The organism is Streptomyces sp. CNQ329 (assembly GCF_000482585.1).
The window spans coordinates 14,913-34,786 of record NZ_AXVU01000051.1 but is presented as its reverse complement, the minus strand read 5'-3'; the positions used below and the strand labels follow the sequence as shown (position 1 = coordinate 34,786).

15 protein-coding genes and 3 pseudogenes are annotated in these 19,874 nt (G+C 73.4%); 8 read left to right on the top strand and 10 right to left on the bottom strand.

The genetic code is table 11. From position 1 onward, the window contains the following. Positions 1-2,037: 2,037 nt before the first annotated feature. Complete coding sequence (locus I003_RS0125875) at positions 2,038-2,571, bottom strand: DinB family protein (RefSeq protein ID WP_027774167.1); 534 nt, start codon at positions 2,569-2,571, stop codon at positions 2,038-2,040. A 70-nt stretch (positions 2,572-2,641) separates the two neighbouring features. Then, positions 2,642-3,245 (bottom strand): annotated as a pseudogene (locus I003_RS33235) (hypothetical protein). A gap of 133 nt (positions 3,246-3,378) precedes the next feature. Here I003_RS33235 and I003_RS33230 point away from each other — a divergent pair. Then, a pseudogene (locus tag I003_RS33230) lies at positions 3,379-4,209 on the top strand (DMT family transporter); the annotation flags it as partial. Positions 4,210-4,535: 326 nt separating this feature from the next. On the opposite strand, the gene I003_RS0125860 reads toward I003_RS33230, so the two are convergent. The 3 genes from I003_RS0125860 to I003_RS0125850 all read right to left on the bottom strand — a co-directional run bounded on the left by I003_RS0125860 (position 4,536) and on the right by I003_RS0125850 (position 9,969). Then, positions 4,536-5,456 carry an NADP-dependent oxidoreductase gene (locus I003_RS0125860; protein WP_486584387.1) on the bottom strand — a complete coding sequence of 307 codons (921 nt, stop codon included), beginning with the start codon at positions 5,454-5,456 and terminating at the stop codon, positions 4,536-4,538. 206 nt (positions 5,457-5,662) lie between these two features. Continuing rightward, positions 5,663-7,591, bottom strand: a complete 1,929-nt coding sequence (locus I003_RS0125855; RefSeq protein WP_027774165.1) for an OmpL47-type beta-barrel domain-containing protein — start codon at positions 7,589-7,591, stop codon at positions 5,663-5,665. After that, a complete protein-coding gene (locus I003_RS0125850) occupies positions 7,588-9,969 on the bottom strand; it encodes a ThuA domain-containing protein (RefSeq protein ID WP_486584386.1) in 2,382 nt (793 codons plus the stop codon). Before I003_RS0125850 ends, I003_RS0125855 begins: the two co-directional genes overlap by 4 nt. A 252-nt stretch (positions 9,970-10,221) precedes the next feature. Here I003_RS0125850 and I003_RS0125845 point away from each other — a divergent pair, with 252 nt between their 5' ends. The 4 genes from I003_RS0125845 (at position 10,222) to I003_RS0125830 (ending at position 14,216) form a co-directional block, all read left to right on the top strand. Next, a complete protein-coding gene (locus I003_RS0125845; protein WP_027774163.1) occupies positions 10,222-11,226 on the top strand; it encodes a multicopper oxidase domain-containing protein in 1,005 nt (334 codons plus the stop codon). A gap of 511 nt (positions 11,227-11,737) precedes the next feature. Beyond that, the gene (locus I003_RS0125840; RefSeq protein WP_027774162.1) at positions 11,738-12,709 is read left to right on the top strand and encodes a DUF6454 family protein; all 972 of its coding nucleotides are present in this window, start codon (positions 11,738-11,740) and stop codon (positions 12,707-12,709) included. Between the two features lie 236 nt (positions 12,710-12,945). Beyond that, positions 12,946-13,209, top strand: coding sequence for a hypothetical protein (locus tag I003_RS0125835; protein ID WP_027774161.1), 264 nt, complete (start codon positions 12,946-12,948; stop codon positions 13,207-13,209). Further along, complete coding sequence (locus I003_RS0125830) at positions 13,206-14,216, top strand: metal-dependent hydrolase (RefSeq protein WP_027774160.1); 1,011 nt, start codon at positions 13,206-13,208, stop codon at positions 14,214-14,216. The genes I003_RS0125835 and I003_RS0125830 overlap by 4 nt, the downstream gene beginning before the upstream one ends. A gap of 35 nt (positions 14,217-14,251) precedes the next feature. On the opposite strand, the pseudogene I003_RS0125825 reads toward I003_RS0125830, so the two are convergent. Then, positions 14,252-14,908: pseudogene (locus I003_RS0125825) on the bottom strand (peptidoglycan recognition protein family protein); the annotation flags it as partial. A gap of 219 nt (positions 14,909-15,127) precedes the next feature. On the opposite strand from I003_RS0125825, the gene I003_RS0125820 reads away from it, so the two are divergent. Next, a complete protein-coding gene (locus tag I003_RS0125820; protein ID WP_027774158.1) occupies positions 15,128-15,691 on the top strand; it encodes an EF-hand domain-containing protein in 564 nt (187 codons plus the stop codon). Between the two features lie 111 nt (positions 15,692-15,802). On the opposite strand, the gene I003_RS0125815 is transcribed toward I003_RS0125820, so the two are convergent. Together I003_RS0125815 and I003_RS0125810 are read right to left on the bottom strand one after the other, a co-directional pair. Continuing rightward, on the bottom strand, positions 15,803-16,123 hold the full coding sequence (locus tag I003_RS0125815) for an AzlD domain-containing protein (RefSeq protein ID WP_027774157.1): 321 nt from the start codon (positions 16,121-16,123) through the stop codon (positions 15,803-15,805). Continuing rightward, positions 16,120-16,929: an AzlC family ABC transporter permease gene (locus I003_RS0125810; protein WP_078564369.1), complete on the bottom strand. Its 810-nt coding sequence runs from the start codon at positions 16,927-16,929 to the stop codon at positions 16,120-16,122. The genes I003_RS0125815 and I003_RS0125810 overlap by 4 nt, the downstream gene beginning before the upstream one ends. Positions 16,930-17,016: 87 nt before the next feature. Here I003_RS0125810 and I003_RS0125805 point away from each other — a divergent pair, with 87 nt between their 5' ends. Next, on the top strand, positions 17,017-17,577 hold the full coding sequence (locus I003_RS0125805; protein WP_027774155.1) for an XRE family transcriptional regulator: 561 nt from the start codon (positions 17,017-17,019) through the stop codon (positions 17,575-17,577). 62 nt (positions 17,578-17,639) lie between these two features. Here the strand turns inward: I003_RS0125805 and I003_RS0125800 are convergent, their stop codons facing one another. Further along, a complete protein-coding gene (locus I003_RS0125800) occupies positions 17,640-18,392 on the bottom strand; it encodes a TNT domain-containing protein (RefSeq protein WP_027774154.1) in 753 nt (250 codons plus the stop codon). A 199-nt stretch (positions 18,393-18,591) separates the two neighbouring features. Continuing rightward, entirely contained in the window at positions 18,592-19,254 is a 663-nt protein-coding gene (locus tag I003_RS0125795) for a low molecular weight phosphatase family protein (protein ID WP_051368482.1), read from the bottom strand. Positions 19,255-19,416: 162 nt separating this feature from the next. Between I003_RS0125795 and I003_RS0125790 the strand changes: the two genes are divergently transcribed. Further along, a complete protein-coding gene (locus I003_RS0125790) occupies positions 19,417-19,848 on the top strand; it encodes an SseB family protein (RefSeq protein ID WP_027774152.1) in 432 nt (143 codons plus the stop codon). Positions 19,849-19,874: the final 26 nt, after the last annotated feature.

The window sequence follows — 19,874 nt, the reverse complement described above, 5'->3', positions numbered from 1 at the left end:
ACGCGCGGACCCACCCGCGGTCCCGGATTCGCGAGCCAGAAGCGGCCTGCGCGCACGCCACCGGGACAAACTCGCAGCGACCCCATCCCTGAACTGACCCAAAACGCCCACGCGGGCGGAGTTTTGCCCAGCGAGACGCAAAAACTCACCCCGCGGCTCCGGATTCGCGGCCGGGAGCGGCCGGCGTGCACGTCGCCGGGACAAACTCGCGGTAACCCACCCGTCAGATACGGCTAAAACGCCCACGTGCCCCGACTTCTACCCACCCACGCACACCCGCCGCTCCCCGCCAGGCCCCGGCTCAGCCCCGACGTTTGCCACGACACCCTCCCCACCCAGCACCCAGGCCGCCCTCCGTCTGGCGGGAGCATCGGCGCCGGAAGGCCCCACTCCAGGGTCCCGGCCGCCCCGTGAGCCGGGACGTCCGCGCCCAGGGCGGGCCCGACTCCGGCCTCCGCCCCTCGCGCGCCGACGCCTCGGCCGCCGGAGCAGACCCGGCTCCGGCCCCCGCCCCCGCCTACCGGACCGTCCGTGATCAGGACGCGCCCCGCCCGAGGGCTTCGGCCCCGTCCGCCGCGGCATCCACGATCGGGACAGGCCCGACTCCGGTGGTCCAGCCCCCGTCTTCCCGGGGCACCCGCGATCCGGGCAGGCCCAACTCCGGCCCGCGGCCCCCGTCGGCCGGGCTCTGCATCCGTAGCTTCGGTCAACGGGCGCCCGCTCCCGCTGGGCCACCCTTAGCTGCCGGTCTGTCACGGGCCGGAGTCCGGAGTCAAGGGTGGGGCGAAGCCCCATCGCGCAGCGACGCCCCCGCAGCGAAGCGGAGGGAGCGCCCTTGACGCCGGACGCAGGCCCGCACACTCAGGAGATGGGTGGCCCGGGGGGAGCCCCCACGACACCGCCCCACCCCGACACCGACACCCCCGGACCCGCGCCCACCACGGACGACCCCGACGCGGGCACCCCGCACACCGGCCCACCCCACGCACCAACCCCCACCCCGACACGTACCCCCGCACACCGCTCCGCTCCGCGAACCACCGTCCACCCCGGCGCGTACCCCCGCTCCCGCCTCGCCACCAACGACGGGCCAACCCAGCGCCGTTACCCCGGGCCCTCTGTCAGAGCAGGCGCATACCCTTGGGTGGGTGTGAGGGGGAGATGGGATTCCGGGCGAACACCGCCCGCGCCGGCACCGGCGCCAGACCGGCACCGGCGCCAGACCGGCACCAGCCGACCAGACCGACGCAGGCGCCAGACCGGCACCAGCCGACCAGACCGACACCAGCGCCAGACCGGCACCAGCCGACCAGACCGGCACCAGGCGCCCTCAACACTGGCACCGGTGCCCACCCCCGCCCACGGCACCGGCACCGGCATCGGCACCGGCACCCTCCGACACCGCCACCGGCGCCACCCTCGGCACCCTCCCCGCCGGCCCGACCGCCCCTTCCCGCCACCGGATCGCCTCCAGTGACGTGGTGCGCCGGGTTGGACACCCCCGACCCGTAGGTCACGACCCCGACCCCGCACGTCACGACCCCGACGCCAACCCCGGCCGCCCAGGCCCCCGCCCCCGGCCCCCGGCCCCCGGCCCCCGGCCCCCGGCCCCCGGCCCAAGCCCACACCCCCTCGCCCCGGCCCTCCCTGCGATCGCCCCCTCGCAAACCGCGCGCCCCTCCGCCTGCGGCGGCTCCTACGCCACGCCGTCTCGCAAGCGCCGCACCGGCGTGCGACCGCCACACCACGGCGTGCGCGTGCCTCCACCACACCGGCAGACATCGCCTGCTTCCACAGCCGGAAGACCCCGAAGACCCCCGAGACCCCTCGGACCCCGAGACCCCAAGGACCCCGAGGACCCCGAGGACCCCGAGGACACCGAGGACCCCGAAGACACCGAGGACCCCGAAGACACCGAGGACCCCGAAGACACCGAAGACCGCGACGGCCCCGAGAAGCCAAGAGAGAACGGCGGGCCGGGCCAGGGGATGAACCGGCCCGCCGGGTACCGGAAGAGCGAGTGCAGAAAGGAGCCGTTCAGCGGCCGAGGGGGGCACCCACGTCGTACAGGTGGTGGATGACGTCGTGCGCGAAGTAGCGCGAGAAGGTGTCGACCGTGAACGCCGCACCGTCGCCGCGGAATCCGGTTCGCTGCCACTCCCCCTCGCCGACCTCGTCGAGATGCTCGGCCATCGTCTCGCCCCACGCCGACAGCTCCGCGGCCACCTGGAGCGGGTCCTGCTCCCCGTACCGGTCCTGCACCGCCGTCTCGTCCTGCGGCCAGTCGGCGAACAGCGGGCCGGACTCGGTGAGCATCAGGCGCAGCCGCTCGTCGCCCAGCCGGAACACGTCCCGCACATGGCACGCGTACTCCAGCGCCGACCACACGTCCGGCCGCGGCCGGGCACGCAGCCGCTCCGGCTCGTCGGCCAGCACCTGCACCCAGCGCACGGCGCACTTGCGCATCAGCCCCGAGACCTCCTGCGCGCGCGTCTCCGCCGCGTCGAAACCGCACTCGGGGCAGGGGCGGTCCAGAACCCAGGTCCAGTCCTTGGTGTCCGGTGTGATCATGCCGCCAGTCTCCCCGGGGAAGACTGTGCAGCACCAGCGAAAGTTCGTTGAGGAGATCGGTAAGCGATGCTTAATCGACGGTCCACCGCTGCAGCAGCCCCCAGGCGAACTCCGCCGTGCACGCGCGCGCTTCCCCGGCCTCGTCCGGTGCGGTGAAGGCCAGCGCGACGCGCTGGGGGGCCGAGCCCTCGCGCGGTACCGCGGGCGGGAACGCGCGCGACCTCGCCGGCGGTGCACCCCCACGGGGCCAGATCGGCGAGCGTACGCGGGGCGGGCCCTTCTGCTTCCGGAGCACGTACGAGCCAGGCGTGGAGTGCGACGCCGCCCACGCCGCAGGTCGCCTCGAACCGCAGATCCGGCCAGAGCGGCAGGGGCCACACATGCACGTCCACCCTCATGTCCCCGTGCGCGCGCCGCGTCACCGACGCGGCGGGACCCAGCAGCGCGGCGAAGTCCCGGGCCCGCGCGGCGCCCGGCGCCGGGCCGCCGCGGGCGCGGAGGCGGCCCTGCCACCGGCGGTTGGCCTCGCGCATCGCGGTACGCGGCACGCCGAGGGTGCGCAGCGCGCCGGCGACCAGCTCCGGCTGGAAGTCCTGCATGCGGCGCAGCAGGACGAGCTGGAACTGCACGGGGCCGGGCGGCGGGGCGGAGTCGTCGGACAACAGGGAGGCCATGGCCTCCATGATTCCCTCCGATGAGTTCCGGCGCTCCGGGCAGTCCACACACACGACGAGCGCGACTTGCGGACAGGATCTGTCCGCAACGCTTCGTATCGTCAGGGGGACGGGCTCGACCTTCGGAGGGGACATGAACGGCATGAACGGCCTCGCGACGGCACTGGTGCTGGCGATCGCGTCCGCCGCCGCGTACGCGGGGGCCGCCGTGCTGCAGGAGCGGGTGGCGGGGGCGGACCGGGACACGGACGCCGGGGTGTGGGCGGCGCTCACCCGGGGTTCGTGGTGGCTGTCGGTCGGGCTCAACGTCGCGGGCGCCGCGCTGCACGTGCTCGCGCTGCGGTACGGGCCGTTGACCCTGATACAGCCGCTCGGCGCCCTCACCCTGGTCCTCGCGCTGCCGCTGCAGGCGGCCTGCACCGGCCGACGGGTCGGCGCGGTGCGGTGGCGGGGCGCGGGGCTGACGCTGGCGGGCCTGGTGGGAGTGCTGCTGCTGGTCCGCGGCGGCGGGCACATCGAGGTGCTCACGCCGGCGCAGGTACTCGGTACGGTCGCGGCCACCGCCGTCGCGCTGGTCGCGCTGGGCGCGGCGGCGCGCGGGCTCGGGCCGCGGACGGCCGGGATCGCCTACGCCACGGCCGCGGGCATCGCCTTCGGCGCGGGCTCGGTGCTGACCCAGACGGTCGCGGTACGCCCCGGCCCCGACGTCTTCACGGTGCTGACCGGCCTGACGGTGGCGGCGCTTGCGCCCGCCGGCCTGATGCTCTCGCAGACGGCCTACCGTGGCGGCCTGGGCGCGCCCCTGGCCACGGCCACGCTGGTCAATCCGGCGGTCTCGGCGGCGGTCGGCCTCACGCTGCTCGGCGAGCGGCTGACCGGCGGGATGCCGGGGGTTGCGGCGGCACTGACGGCAACGGCCCTGGCCACCTGGGGCGTGGCCCTGCTGTCACGCCCCGGCCCGGCGGCGGTCCCGCCGCGGGCAACCGCCCTCCTGGCCACCCGGGGCGTAGCCGCGCGGCCGGGCCCCGGCCCGGCGCGGGAACGGACCCGGGCCCCGATCCCCGCGCAGGCGGGTACGCCCGGCCCGGCCCTCCGCGGCGGGGGCACCCCCGGCCACGACGACGGCGGCCCCGGCCCGGCGGCGGTACCGGCGGCGCAGCCGTCCCTGGCCGCCAAGGCCGGGAACGGGGCGCCCGGTCGGGCCCGCCGCCTCGCACCGCTCCCGTCCGAATCCTTCGACCTGGCCCGCTGACCCCCCGCAAGCCCTGCCCCGCACGGGCCCGGGGGCTGTCAGTCCGCCGCCACCAGGACGATCTTGCCGCGCAAGTGGCCCTCCTCGCTCGCCCGGTGGGCGTCCGCCGCCTCCGCGAGGGGAAGCGCCCGCCACACCGGCAGGTGCAGCCGCCCGTCGCGGTAGAGCGCCAGCGCCCGTTCGATCCCCGCCACATGCAGGTCCTCGCCGTCCGTCTGGCGGGAGAACCGCACGCCCGCGGCCCGCGCCCCCTCCGCGTCCGCGAGGGTCAGGACCCGCGACGCGCCGCCGGCCAGCTCCACCGAGTCCGGCAGCACGCCCCGTCCCGCGGCGTCCAGGACCGCGTCGACGTCCGGCGCCAGCTCCCGTACGCGCGCGCCCACGCCCTCCCCGTACGCGACCGGCTCCGCGCCGAGCGAGCGCAGGTAGTCGTGGTTGCCGGGGCTCGCGGTGCCGATGACCCGCACCCCCGCGGAGACCGCGAACTGCACGGCCAGGCTGCCCACTCCGCCCGCCGCGCCGTGCACCAGCAGCGTGTCGTCCTTGGTCACGCCCAGCACCGCCAGCGTGCGGTACGCGGTCTCGGCCGCCACCGGCAGTCCGCCGGCCAGCTCCCACGGCAGCCCCGGCGGCTTGGCGACCAGCTCGTCCGCGCGGGCCAGCGTCTGCACCGCGTACCCCGCGGCCACCGGCCCCAGCACCTCGTCGCCTTCCCGCCACGGGCCCGCGCCCGCGCCGACGGACTCGACTACGCCCGCGGCCTCAAGGCCCAGGACGTGGGGGAACATCAGCGGCCGCAAGGCCGCCAGCCGGCCGTCGCGCAGCTTCCAGTCCAGCGGATTGACCCCCGCGCACCGGACGCGGATACGCACCTCGCCCGCGGCCGGGGCCGGTACGTCGACGTCGAGGCGGCGCAGCACCTCGGGGCCGCCGTATGCGGAGAATCCCATGGCGAACACCACGGGTCATCACCTTCTTTCGGGACCGCGGACACCGAATGGACCGACTATCCCACCGAGGTGCGCGCACCGGCGCGGTTTCGATCCCGTGGCGAACAGACGTTTCGCCCCCCGCAGCCGTGGAACACCCGCGACATGCCTGGTGGGGGGCGGTGTGTCACACCGCCCCCCACCGGTACCGCGTACGGCTCAGCCGACCGTATACATCACAGCGGCTTGATGCGGATGTCGCGGAACGAGACCACGTCCGCCGTGCTGTGCACCTGCAGGCCGATGTAGCCCTGCGCGTGCTGGCGGCCGTCCGTGCCCGGGTCGTCATCGCGCACGGGGTCGAAGACCTGCCCCGGCGCGTTCTCGAACTCGTTGAGGAGCACGCCGTTGCGGTAGATCTCGTACTTCTGATCCACCACCCGGATCTCGTAGTCGTTCCACGTGCCCTTCGGCGTCACCCCGGCGCCGCCGTGGGTGATCTCGTCGAAGCCGTAGAGCGAACCCGTCTTGTACTTGTCGCCGCTCTCCGAGTCGAAGATCTGCACCTCGTGGCCGTACTTGATCGCCGCCCACTCGGGCCGCGGCTCGTCCGGGTGGTTGCGCACGTCCGGGAAGCGGACGAAGACCCCGGAGTTGGTGCGCCCGTCGCCCGGCGCGTCGTCGCGCCACTGCAGCTTCAGCGAGAAGTCGCCGAACTGGGCCTCCGGGTACCACAGCATGCCCAGCCCGTCGGCCGCCCCACTGGTCATCGAGCCGTCGCCGTTGAGGTGGAAGCTGCCGCCGCCGACGTGGTCCCACTTGGAGAAGGAGTTCTCGGTGCCGGTGAAGATCGGCGTGTAGCCGTCGTTCTGGCCCGGCTTGCCGATCCCCGACTCCTTCGCCGTGTCGCGGATGATCTGGCGCTCCTCGCCGTTGATGACGGCGTCCGCGTACAGCTCGTCGGTGACGTCCCGGATGTGGTCCAGGAACGCCTTCTGCTTCGGCCACGCCTTCTCGTCCTCGATCACCTCGTTGATCGTGCAGCCGTTCCCGGTGACACGGTTGGGCACGTGGGTGTCGTACTGGCCGATGAAGACGATCGGACGGGAGTCCAGCTCGGGGCAGTCCGGGTCGGGGTTGGGGTACTTCTCCACGATCGTGAAGGTGACCGTTCCGACCTCGGAGGAGTTGCCCGCCTTGTCGGTGGCCCGGTAGCTGACCGTGTGCTCGCCGACGGTGTGGACGTGCAGCATCTCGGTGTACCGCTGGAAGGGGCTGCCGCCCACCGAGTACTCGACCCGGTCCAGACCGGAGCCGCCGGTGTCGGTCCCTTTCAGCGTGACCATGGCCATGTCCAGGTACGCGCCGTCGTCGTTCTGCTCACCGCTGACCGAAGCGGTGACCGTGGGCGGCGTCGTGTCGTTCGCCTCGACGACCGTGAAGGTCACCGACTTCTCCTCGGCGGTGTTGCCCGCCTTGTCGGTGGCGCGGTATCTGAGGGTGTGCTCCCCCGCCGTGTTGACCACGACGGGCGCCTCGTAGGCGGTCCAGTCCGCGGCCCCGTCCAGGGCGTAGTCGATGCGGTCGACCCCCGACATGTCGTCGGTGGCGGACAGCTCGACCGTGGCGCTGCCCAGGTACGCGCCGTCCGCGTCCTGCTCGCCGGTGACCTCGGCGGCCGTCTCGGGCGCCGTGGTGTCCTCACCGCCGCCGTCCGTGACGATCAGCTCGCCGAACATCGAGCCGTGGCCGGGAATCGCACAGAAGTAGCGGTACTTGCCCGGCGAGAGGGTGACGGTCGCCTGCCACTTGCCGTTGTTCTCGTCGTTCGGGGACGCCTGAAGGTTGAGGCTGACGTCCTTGTTGTATCCGTCGGTGAACGTGTCGAACGTGAGCGTGTGCACCATGCCGGTGGTGTTGCCGGTGGCGGCGCTGTTCTCGAAGACGATGGTCGTCTCCCCCGCCACCGCCGTCGTGGGCGCGGACGTGTACTCGGTGATGCTGTCGCCCGCGGTCCAGGTCAGCGTCTGCGCCGCCCTGGGCTCGTCGGGAACCGCCGCGTCCGCGGCGGGCAGGCCGCCCGGCACCAGCAGTGCCAGGCAGACCGCCACCAGAGTGATCAGCGCCCGCCGCAGTCCACCCGCGGTCAGAGCTCCGGATCTCATCGACTTCCCTTCGTGATCAGGTCCTCGGGCAGCGGCGTCGCCGGCCCGCCCTTGTACGTCACCCGCCACAGCGCGGACGCCGAGTCGGCGTTGAAGAAGCCGCGGCCGTAGTCGAGCACGTAGAGCGCGCCGTCGGGCCCGAACTTCCAGTCCATCAGGTTGCGGATACCGCCGTCGCCGACCGGGATGATCTTGTCGAGCGACTCGGCGTGCACGGGCAGCCCGCCGTCACCGGCGTTGTCCGGGTCCATGACCACGGCGTGCCGCGGCTGGTCCCCGTCGTAGAAGTCGCCGACGAACCACTTGTCGTTCCAGTACTCCGGCCACTTCACGTCGCTGTCGGACGAGGCGTCGTAGCGGTAGACCGGGCCCGTCATGGCCGCCTGGCCGCCGCCCTTGAGCCAGGGCAGCCGGTACTGCGCCTCGCCGACGTCGTAGCTGGGCACCCCGTCCGCGTTGCGCGGGTAGTCGGGGCCGCCGCCCTGGGGCGAGTACCAGATGTTGTTGTCACGGGCCGGCGGGAGGTCCGTCAGGCCGTCGTTGTTGGGCGAGGTGTTCTTGAGGTTGTCGCAGTCGTACCACTCCAGCGGCTGCGCCGGGTCGGGCAGATTGCGGTCGCGGTACGGCTGCGAGTTGCCCATGCAGTACGGCCAGCCCTGGTTGCCCGCGCTGGTGATGACGGCGAACGTGTCGTACTTCGCCGGGCCCCAGGTGGTGCTGGGCTCACCGGCGTCGGGGCCGACCCAGCCGGCGTAGAGCCGGTCCTGCGCGTCGATCTCGATGCGGGACGGGTTGCGTACGCCCATCACGTAGATCTCGGGCCTGGCCTGGTCGCCGTCGCCCTCGTCGCCGGTGAAGAGGTTGCCCTCGGGGATGGTGTACGTGCCGTCGGCCTCGGGGTGGATCCGCAGGATCTTGCCGTTGAGGTTGTTGGTGTTGCCCGCGGTGCGGCGCGCGTCGGCGAAGGACACGCCGCCGAAGTTGGGCTCCGGGTTGTTGCCGGAGTAGCCGTCGCTGAACCGCGAGGAGTTGGTGTCACCGGTGGCGATGTACAGGTTGCCCTGGGAGTCCCACTCCATGTCGCCGCCCGCGTGGCAGCAACTGTGCACCTGGACGGGCCAGGAGAGCAGGACCTTCTCGGACGCGGTGTCGAGCTTCTGCGTCTCCTGGTCGATGGTGAACCGGGAGACCTGCCGCTCGGCCATGTGCGCGGCACGGTCGACGCCCGCGTGCGGCGTGTAGTGCAGGTACACGTACCCGTTGGAGGCGAAGTCCTGGTCGAGGGCGATGCCCAGCAGGCCCTCCTCGACCTTGACCAGCTCGTCGCCGCCGCCCTTGTTCCCGAAGACGTCGAGCGTGCCGACCGCGGTGACCTCTTCGGTATCCGGGTCCCACATGTGGATGGTGCCGGGGCCCTTGCCCATCTCCGGGCTGTCCCAGTCGACGTCCACGGGGGCGCCGGACCAGCGTCCGCCGCGGCCGATGTAGTAGACCTTGCCGTCCTCGGCGATGTCGATGCCGTGCGGCTCGCCGATCTGGTCGAGCTGGTCGGGCTGGTTCGGCTGGGTCAGCCGCGTCGCCTCGTAGTTGGCGTTGATGCTCGCCTGGCAGTCGGCCTGCGCCTGGCGGGTGGTCCACAGCAGGGCGCCGCGCAGGTGCGCACGGAAGTCCTCCTCGGCGAAGCCGGCGGCGGTGCCGCCCATGCCGGTGTAGAAGGAACGGCCGCCCTCGTAGTCACGGCACCAGGAGATCGGGTGGTCCGCGCCGTTGGCCGTCGAGCCCGGTTCGTACGAGCTCTCCCGGACCCTGGCGACGGTGTGGACGCTGCCGGAGGGGTTGTTCTCCCAGTTGGTCCACACGTCGCTGCGCTTCCACTCCAGCGGCAGGTCCTTCGTGGCCGGGTTCAGCCGGTCGCCGACCTCGACGACGGCCTCCTGCGCACCGCCGGAGGTGCCGGAGGGGCGGCTGCCGATCAGGCCCGTGAACCAGTCGGACTCCGGCTCGGAGCGGGCCGCGTCGTGGATGCCGAGGAACCCGCCGCCCGCCTCGATGTAGCGCTGGAACGACTGCTCCTGCATCGTGTTGAGCCGATCGCTGCCCGGTGACAGGAAGACGACCGCGTTGTACTTGGCCAGGTTCTTGTCGGTGAACGCCGAGACCTCGTCGGTCGCGGTCACCGTGAACGTCTCGGGCCCCTGGGCCCCGATCGCCTCGATGGCCTCGATGCCCGCCCGGGTCACGGCGTGTTGGTCGCCGTCCACCCGGTGGAACACCAGCACCTCCGCGGCGGCCTTGCCCGGCGGTTTACCCGCCGCGAGCGGTCCGCCGTCCGACGGATCCGCCACGGCCTGTGCTCCGGCCAGAAGCGTCGCCGTCATTGCCACGGCTGATGCGCCGGCCGCCCCTCGTAGGGCGTTTCCCCTGCGTCGCATGGTCCTCCCACCTCGTCCCGGGATGCTGCGGGATAGCTGCGCCGCCGTAGGAAGTTAGACCCCTTTTCGCAAACTGCCAATGCCTACAGCCGGATTCCGTTCGAACTTTGTCCTGAGGATGGGCAAAGCCTCGGCAAGCCCTTACCATGAGCGGCTGTCAGGGACGAGTCACAAACGCGCGAGAAGGCGGGGGCCACCATGCCGCGCAATGTCTTTACCAGAAGGTCCTTCACCAGCGGTGCGGCCGCGGCCGCACTGGCGACCCCGGTCGCCCTGTCCACCTCGGGAGCGACGGTCACGGCGTCGGAAGACAAACCGCAACCCCAGCCGCTCGGCGAGATCAAACGGATCACCATGTACGCCGAGGCCATGCCCGACGGCCAGCTCGGCTACGGCCTCGAACCGGGCAAGCCCTCCATCCCCGGCCCACTGCTGGAGATGTACGAGGGCGACAGCATGATGATCAAGCTGGTCAACAACCTCGACGTCGAGGCCAGCCTGCACGTCCACGGCGTCGACTACGACATCGACAACGACGGCACGCCGATCACGGACAGCGCGGTGCCGCCCGGCGGTTCACGTGACTACGTCTGGCACTCGCACACCGCCGGCACCCGCCGCGACGGCACCATCCAGCCGGGCAGCGCGGGCTACTGGAACTACCACGACCACGCGGTCGGCACCCCGCACGGGTCCGGCGGCGTCAAGCGCGGGCTGTACGGCGGGCTGATCGTCCGCAAGCGCGGCGACAAGCTGCCCGACAAGCAGTTCGTCATCGTCTTCAACGACAACACGATCAACAACGTCGCCGGTCACGGACCGGACTTCACCGCCACGCTCGGCGAGCGCTGCGAGATCATCATGATCACGCACGGCGAGTTCTACCACACGTTCCATCTGCACGGTCACCGCTGGGCGGACAACCGCACGGGCATGCTGGCCAGCGTGGACGACCCGACGCCCATCATCGACAACAAGATCGTCGGGCCGGGCGACTCGTTCGGGTTCCAGTTCATCGCCGGAGAACTGGTCGGCTCCGGACGGTGGATGTACCACTGCCACGTCCAAAGCCACGCGGACATGGGCGTGGCGGGGCTGCTGGTGGTGACGAACCCCGACGGCACCGTGACCGGAAAGCACAACGCGAAGGCGATGGAGCCCACCCGCGACGCACCGGCGCACGGCAGCCACGACACCGACTGAGCGGCACGCGCACGGAAGGGCAGCACGTGCCCGCCCGGGCACGCGCTGAGTTCCGGCACGCGCTGAGCCACGGCACGCGCCGAGCCGCGAGATCGGCCGGCGGCCCCGCTGGGTGGGGCCGCCGGCCTTCGCATGCGCGCCTTCGTCGAGGGCCGGCGCGGGCGCCGGGCGAGGCGTCGGGGTACGTCACGGACCCGTTCACCGGATCGCTGGTTGAAGGCGGAGGCGGCCGGGACGGGTTCGAGGCGACGCGGACGAGGGAGCCGGGCTTCCCGCCGTACGCGCTGACCGTGCTCGGCATGGCGGGCCGGCAAGGGGGCACCCGGACCGCGGCGGCGGGGCATACGCGGACGGCGCGGTGCCCCGTCGCCGTGTCCCGCTGTTCGCCGCGGGATTGCCCGTGCGTCACGTACGGGCAGGATGGCCTCGCCATCATCGGGCGCCGGACGGAGCCGCCGCGGGGGAGCACCCCGCCGACCGGGCCGGCCCGCGAGGGAGAGGACAGATCCATATGAGGTACGTGAGAACGCTCGGCGTCACGGCTCTGGCCGCGGCCCTGCTCGGCACCGTCGCCGCCTCCGCCGCGCCCGCCGCGCGGCCCGGCGGCGACCACCGCCCGGAGCGCGACGCCCGCATCGTCGAGGCCGTCGCCAAGCTGGACCGCAACAGCACGTGGGAGCTGGTGGAGAAGCTGCCGCTGGACTTCGAGACGTACCACCCGCAGGGGCTCACCCGCGTCGGCGACCGGCTGTTCCTCTCCAGCGTCGAGGTCATCGAGCCGCCCGTGCGCTACCCCGAGCCCGTCGACGGCTACGACCGCAGCCCCGGCCGCGGTGTCGGCCACCTCTTCGTCCTCGACCTGAAGGGCCGGCTGCTGGACGACCTCACGCTGGGCGAGGGCGACATGTACCACCCCGGCGGCATCGACACCGACGGCCGCTCGGTCTGGGTCCCGGTCGCGGAGTACCGGCCCCACAGCGCCGCCGTCGTCTACCGCGTCGACGTCCGCACACTGAAGGTGACCGAGGCGTTCCGGGTGGACGACCACGTCGGCGGCGTGGTGCCCGAGCCGCGTACCGGCGCGGTGCACGGCGTCTCGTGGGGCTCGCGGACGCTCTACACCTGGGACCGGCACGGCCGCCAGGTGCAACGGCGAACGAACCAGAGCCACTTCATCGACTACCAGGACTGCGCGTACGCCGACTCGCGCAAGATGCTCTGCACCGGCATCACCGGCTTCAAGAACGCCACCGGCGCCGACTTCGAACTCGGCGGCATCGCGACCATAGACCTGCGCACGTTCGACATCGAGCACGAGGTGCCGGTGCAGCTCTGGTCGACCGGCGGGCACGTCGCGACCCGCAATCCCGTGCTGCTGGAGGCGCTGCACGGCGACGGCCTGCGCATGTGGGCGGCCCCCGACGACGGCACCTCGCCGACGGGCACGGAGCTGCTGGTGTACGAGACCAGGCCCGCGAGCTGACCGGGATGCCGAGCACCGCGCCCCTCCCGTAAGATCCCGGACGACCGAGGGGGGCCTTCGCGGCGGGGGAGCCGCGGGGGCGGACAAGGGAACAAGTGGGGGCGCGGTGCACGGTGATGGCGCGATACGCGACGGCGACGGCGACGCCGAATGCGGGGGCGGGGGCGGTACGGGACGCGGGGGGCGGCCCGTACGGACACGGACACCTCACCGCCGGCCCGCGGGGGTGACCCCCGATGCCTAGCCGGCCGGCGTTCCTGCGCCCCGTCCACCGCACCCGCGCCGGCGACGTCGCCGGCTACGCCGCCGCCGTCGTCGCCCTCGTCGCCGGCGGGGCGATCTTCACCCGCGGCATCCTCACCTGGACCCGCGGCCCCGTGGTCGCGATCGCGGCGATCCTCCTGACCGGCTGGGCCGTCGACAAGGTACGCGCCCGCCGGCACCCGGGCGGCGACGGCACGGACGACGGCCGGGACGGCGGCGAGGGGGAAGAGCGGTGAGCTGGGCGGCACATGAGCTGGAGAGCTACATCCTCCACAAGCACACCAAGGTCAAGGTCTCCTACCTGGCGATCCTCCTCGGCTGTTTCCTGCCCGACATGGGCACGAAGGGCACCGTCTACGGCTTCGAGATCGGCAGCTTCTCCTTCAAGCCGGAGAACGCCTGGGACTACCACCGCGGCTGGCCGGGCGTCGGCTTCACCCACACCCTGGCGTGGGGCGTGGTGCTCGCGCTGGCCGTGCTGCTGATCTTCAAGAGCCGGGAATGGGCGCTCGGCCTGCTGATCGGCCAGTGGGCGCACGTGCTGACCGACTGCTTCGACAGCGTCGGCGTGATGCTCTTCTTCCCCTTCACCGACCAGCACTACTCGACGGGCATGTGGGCGTACGCGGCGCAGGAGGGCCGCTACGGGGACGCCGCGGCGTACTACGGCAGCCTGGGTCTGGTCTGGGACCTCTTCTGGCTCGCGATGCTCGCGTACAACTACCGCTCGCTGACCGCCACGTACTTCCGTCGGCACGTCTATCCGGCCGACCCGGCCTGGGGCTGGCTGCGCCATCGCGTGGGCCTGTCCGACCGCTTCCTGCTGGCGCTCTACCACGCCTACTTCCTGTACGGCGCATGCCGGATATTCGCCTGGACCATCTGGGCGCAGGCGTCCGAGGACGCCCCGATGGACTGGACGTGGGGCGGCCCGTACTGGGTCGACAAGGCGACGGTGGAGCATCCGCCGGTGACGGAGTTCCTGGCGAACACCCTGGTGGGGCTGACGGGCCTGGTGGCGTTCTGCTGGGTGGTGTGGCTCGCGGTGGGACGGCGGCTGTGGCTGCGTACGCCGCCGTACGCGGAGGTGGAGATCGTCCGTACGCCGGTGCCCCGGCCGCGCCGCTCCGACGAGAACGGCGCACAGGACGGGCCGGACGGGGACGACGCCTACCGGGAGGACGACGGGGAGACGGCCTCTTCCGGCACCGGGCCCGTCCGGCAGAGCCCGGACCGGGCGTAGCGGAAGCCCCGGGCACGGCGGGCGTCCGGTCAGGGTCCGGGGCTCGGGGGTGCGGAGGGCTCCGGTGACGTCGCCGGCTCGCTTTCCGGTTTGCTTGCCAGTCGTTTCGCGATGCGTTCGCGCATCCCCGGCATGCTGAAGCCCCGCGGGTCGATCTTCTGGTCCGTCCACTCCTTGTGGGCGATCACCGACTTCGCCCGCCACCCGTGCTCCCGGCACAGCGCCGCCGAGGCCCGCTCGACGGCGTCCAACTGCGCGTCGGGCCACGGGTCCTCGCCGTCGCCGCGATTGATGCACTCGAAACCGTAGAACCGGGCGTTGCCGTCGGTGTTCTGCTCGTTGGGCGGCGGCGGGCGCTCGCCGTACCGCTCGGCGATCACCGCGCGCAGCACCTCGTCGTCGCCCATCCCGGCATGGTTCGACCGGCCGTGGCCCACCAGGTGGACCCGGCCCCGCTTGTCGATGACCCCGTGGCAGAGAGGGCCCGGCAGGTCGGGCCGGCCCCGGTAGCAGAGACGGACGCTCTCGTCCGTGCCGGACGTGGCCGTGTGGTGGACGACCACGCCGTGCACCGGGCCCCACGGGCCCTTGTGGTTGCGGTTGTGGGTGCGCCATTCGCCGTGCTCGACGAGCGTCAGCCCCTCGCGCTTCAGCGCGCGCAGGACGGCGGAGGCGGACAGTGGATCGGCCATGCGTGCAACCCCCCGGTTCTCCCCGGCTGGTGACGTCGGTCCGCGCCGGTCGTCGACGCCGTCACCCACCTATCGTAAACATTCCATCACTCTCCGTAAAGAGGGCGGCTCCCCCTCCGCCCCCGGGCCACCGCACGCCCGCCCAGGCGCCCCTGTGCGCCCCGGTGGACCGCCCGTAGCGTCGTCTCCGTCGGAGAACCGCGGCGGAGAGGACGGCTCGTGGAGGTATCGACGTTCCTGGCGCGGAAGCTCGCGCGGCGCTTTCGCACCTACGACACCGACGGCGACGGCTACGTCGACCGCGCGGACTTCGAGCGCGCCGCCCGTCGGCTCGGCGAGGAGTTCGGCCACGGCCCCGGCTCGCCGGCGCGGCAGCGGCTGGAGGAGCTGTGCCTCGGGGTGTGGGAGCGGCTCGTACGGGCCGCGGACACGGACGGGGACGGGCGGGTCGACCAGGGCGAGTACGCGGCGGCGTTCGCCGCCGGGCTGCTGGAGACGCCGGAGGACTTCGACGCGGGGTACGGGGAGTTCCTGGAGGCCATCATGGCCATCGCCGACGAGGACGGCGACGGGCGACTCGACGAGGAGGAGCACGTGCGCTGGTCGGGCGCGCTGATGAACCTCCCGGCGAACGACGCACGCGACGTCTTCCGCCGGCTGGACACCGACGGGGACGGCCACCTGACCACCGCCGAGCTGCTGGCGGCGATCCGGGAGTACTACTTCGACGACGACCCCGCCTCGGCCGGCAGTTGGCTGCTGGGCCCCCTCGACCCCGTCTGACGCCGGACCGGGCCGGTCCGTACGGCCGTGCTCAGCGTGGACCGCTCGTCCTCGACGAGCACCGGGGCACGGACGTCCGGGCGCCCGGCGCCCTGGCCGGGCACGCCCCGGTCAGTCCACTCCGCACAGCCGCAGCAGCGCCGCCGTGGCCGCCGCGGCGACCACCACGACCACGAACGGCGCCCGCCGCCACGCCAGCACGCCGCCGACCGCGACCCCCGCCGGCCGCGCGACCCCCGCGAAGCCCCCGTCGTCCAGCAGCGCCTGCGTGCCGACCAGGGCGGTCAGGAGCACGATGGCCGCGGCCGTCATCAGCCGCTCCACCCGCGGCTCCAGCCGGACGCGGGAGCGCAGCACGGGTCCCGCGACGCGGAAGGCGAACGTGCCGGCGCCCAGTACGAGAACGGCGAGCACCAGGGTCGTCGTGGTCACGGCACACGCTCCTCGTCGTACGAACCGGCGCCGGGCTCGTCGTCACCGCCACCCGGCTCCCCGCCCACGGCCGCCCGGCCGCCCGCCGGACCGCCCTCCGCGACCGCGGCACCGCCCCCCGCTCCCGGCTTCCCCTCTCCCCCGCCGGCCCCCGCCACCGCCAGGCCCGCCAGCGCCAGCAGCACCGGCACCCCCGCCGGCAGGAACGGCGCCGCCGCCAGCGCGACGCCCATCCCCACCAGCGCCGCCCGCCGCGTACCCGGCTCCCGCAGCGACGGCAGCACCAGCGCGAGCAGCACCGCGGGGAACGCCGCGTCCAGCCCGAAGGCGTCCGTGTCGCTCACCGCCGTACCGCCCAGCGCACCGAGGACCACCCCCGCGTTCCAGCAGACGAACAGCCCGACGCCGCAGGCCCAGTACGCCGCACGCCGCCGCTCGGGCTCGCGCTGGGCCAGCGCGAACGCCACGGTCTCGTCGATCATCAGATGGCTGCCGGCGATCCGCCGCAGTCTCCCGCCGCCCAGCGCGTCGCCCACGGTGAAGCCGAACGGCACGTGCCGCGCGTTCACCAGCAGCCCCGCCGCCACGGCCGCCAGCGCGGTGCCACCGGAGGCGACGATGCCGACGAACATGAACTGCGCCGCCCCCGCGAAGACCACCACGGACAGCAGCACCGGCAGCCACAGGGGCAGTCCCTCGCCGACCGCGATGGCCCCGAAGGAGACGCCGACCAGCGTGTCCGCGGCGCAGACGAGCGCGATGTCGCGGGCGAGGCCGCCGCGCAGGGTTCGCCATATCGAACGCATGGCTGCCATGCTGAACATCCGCTACGCTGTTCGTCAACCCGAATAAGCGGTCGGCAGAGCGAACACCCGGGACGAACGGAGCGCGCCATGGTGCCGAGCGGCGGAGCCCCACTCGACGCCATCGCCGCGTCGCTGCAGCGCGAGCGCCGCCGTACGGGGCTGACGCTGACCGAGCTGGCCCGCCGCGCGGGCATCGCCAAGTCGACGCTCTCCCAACTGGAGTCCGGCACCGGCAACCCGAGCGTGGAGACGCTCTGGGCGCTCAGCGTCGCGCTCGACGTCCCCTTCTCCCGGCTCGTCGAGCCACCCCGCCCCCGCGTGCGGGTCATCCGCCGCGGCGAAGGCCCGTCCGTGCCCTCCGAGCACGCCGACTACGCCGCGACGCTGCTGGCCTCCTCCCCCGCCCACGCGCGCCGCGACATCTACCTCGTCACCGTCCAGCCCGGCACCCCCCGCCGCTCGGATCCGCACTCCCCCGGCATCGTCGAGCACGTGATCGTCGGCAGCGGGCGCGCCCGCGTGGGGGTGGCGGAGGAGCCGGTCGACCTCGCCCCCGGCGACTACGCCTCCTATCCCGCCGACGTCCCGCACGTCTTCGAGGCGCTGGCGCCGGACACGGTCGCGGTCCTCGTCTCCGAGCACGCCTGACGGCCCGGGGCCCGCCGTCGCCGTCGCCGTCGCCGTCGCCGTCGCCGTCGCCGTCGAGGACGTTACGCGGCAGCCAGGTAGCCGTGCTCCAGCAGCCAGGTGACGTTCAGCTGCTGTCCCTCCCCCGGGTCGAGGAACACCGGGTCCAGCTTGATCTGCTCGCCCCCGCCGGGCTGTTCGAACCACGGCGCGACCGCGCCCTGCCAGACCCAGAACGGCTTGGTGACCTGGTAGACGCGGTAGTCACAGGGTGCGTCGGGGTCCTGGGTGTGGAGGTTCTGCGGCGGCAGCGCGCGCTCCGCGTAGCGGTCGCCCGCGGGGGCGAGGTAACCGCCGAACTCGGAGCCGAAACGGTCGAGCAACTGCCCGGCCTCCAGTCGCGTCGCCTCGCGGTCGACGGTGCCGTTGACCTCGGCGAAGCCGTCGTTCGGCGGGTACTTCCAGGTTCCGCCGTCGGCCGGGCCCGTCCAGTACTTCTCCAGGAACGCGGCGGGCGTGAGCGCCCCGGTCGGCCGCCAGCCCTGCAGCAGGGGCCCGACCCGCGGCTCCCACCGGCCCGGCAGGTGCTCGGGGCCGAGCCGGGCGTCACCGAGGCGCTTGCCGGTGCAGACGGGCTCCGCCCGCCGGTCCGCACCCGCCGCCGCGGCGGCCTCGTCCCAGGGCGCCGCGGCCGGGAGGTTGCGGACGGCCGCGGGGTGCCTCACGGGATCGGGGGGTCCGGCGGAGTCGGCGGCGGCGGGGAGGCCCCCGGCCAGGCCGGCGGCGGCTGCGACGAGGACGGCAAGTGCCGTGCGTACGGTACGGGTTGGCATCACGGTGGGGGCCCTTCACGCTCGGCGGTCGGCGGCCCCACCATGATCCGCAGGGCGGGCGGCGGGCCCGCAGACCAACACGCGCGCCCCCGCACACCCTTCGGGTGAAGGGGAGGGGGCGGCGGGCGTACGCGCCCGGGGCGCCGCTTCCCGCGGCGCGCCCCGCGCCCCGCGCCGTGCCGTGCGCCGCGGTCCGCCGCCGTCAGTCGCGGGCCTGTATGCCCAGCTCCGCGAGGAGTTTGCGCAGCCGCCGCTCGATCTCGTCCCGCAACGGCCGCACCCGCGCCGCCTCCCACCCGCGCGGATCCGGCAGCGGCCAGTCCACGTAGCGCTTGCCGGGGAACACCGGGCAGGCGTCCCCGCAGCCCATCGTGACGATCACGTCGGCCGCCCGCACCGCCTCGTCGGTCCACGCCGTGGGGAACTCCCCGGAGATGTCGATCCCGCGCTCCCCCATCACGGCCACCGCCTCCGCCCCGTCCGCCGTATCCGGCATGGAGCCCGCCGACCAGCCCACCGCGCTGTTCCCCGCCAGCCGCGCCAGCAGGGCCATCGCCGTCAGGCTCCGCCCGGCGTCGTGCCCGCAGAGGAAGAGCACGACCGGCCGCCCGTCGCCGCTCACCCCCTCGGCCCGGGCCAGCGCGTGCAGCCGGCGGCGCGCGTACTCCTCGGTGAGCCGCGGCAGGTCGTCCGGCGGGGCGCCGCGCACCGCCACGTCTCCGTACGCGCCGTACAGGAAGCGCTCGATGGTCTGCTCGCCGAAGACACCCTGAAACTCCGCCCGTAACCTCTTGGCGGCGGTGTGCAGCGCGAGCCGGTGACCGGCTCTCGGACCTGGATGTGCCTCGCCCCCGGGGTCGCCCATCGCCGGATTATGGGCCCTCCGGGCCGTTCGCACACCCGGAACGACTCCGTCACCCCCCGGGAGTGACAACGGGGGCACGTTCGACGCTGTACGGGGTAGGCAATGCCGCGGGCGGGCCGGAAGGGACCGCGCACCGCGGCTCACCGGAGGAAGCGAAGGACCATGACCGAGGCACCGCAGGGGAACGACCCCTCGACCACTCAGCGGGCGCTGGAGGCGCTGGCGACCGACGCCAAGGACCCGGCGGCGCTGCACGCGCTGGCCCACAGCGAGGTGCTCGTGCCCGTGCCGGACGAGAGACCGGACGCGCCGGAGGAGAGCGCGGAGCAGGAGCAGGACGGCGCGGAGGAGAGCATGATGCTGCCCGTGATGGAGCAGCCGAACGGCGACCGGCTGGTGCCCGTCTTCACCTCCGAGTCGCGGATGGGGGACGCGCTGCCCTCCGTCGACAAGTACCGCAAGCTGCCGCTGGTGCTCCTGGCCAACGCCTGGCCGTCGGACGAGGTGTCTTTGACCATCGACACCGGCAGTCCGGGCGCGCTGACGCTCAGCGCCGCGGGGGTACGCACCCTCCTCGGCCGCTCCGGCGGCTGAGTCCCGGCCGTACCGGGGGACCGCTC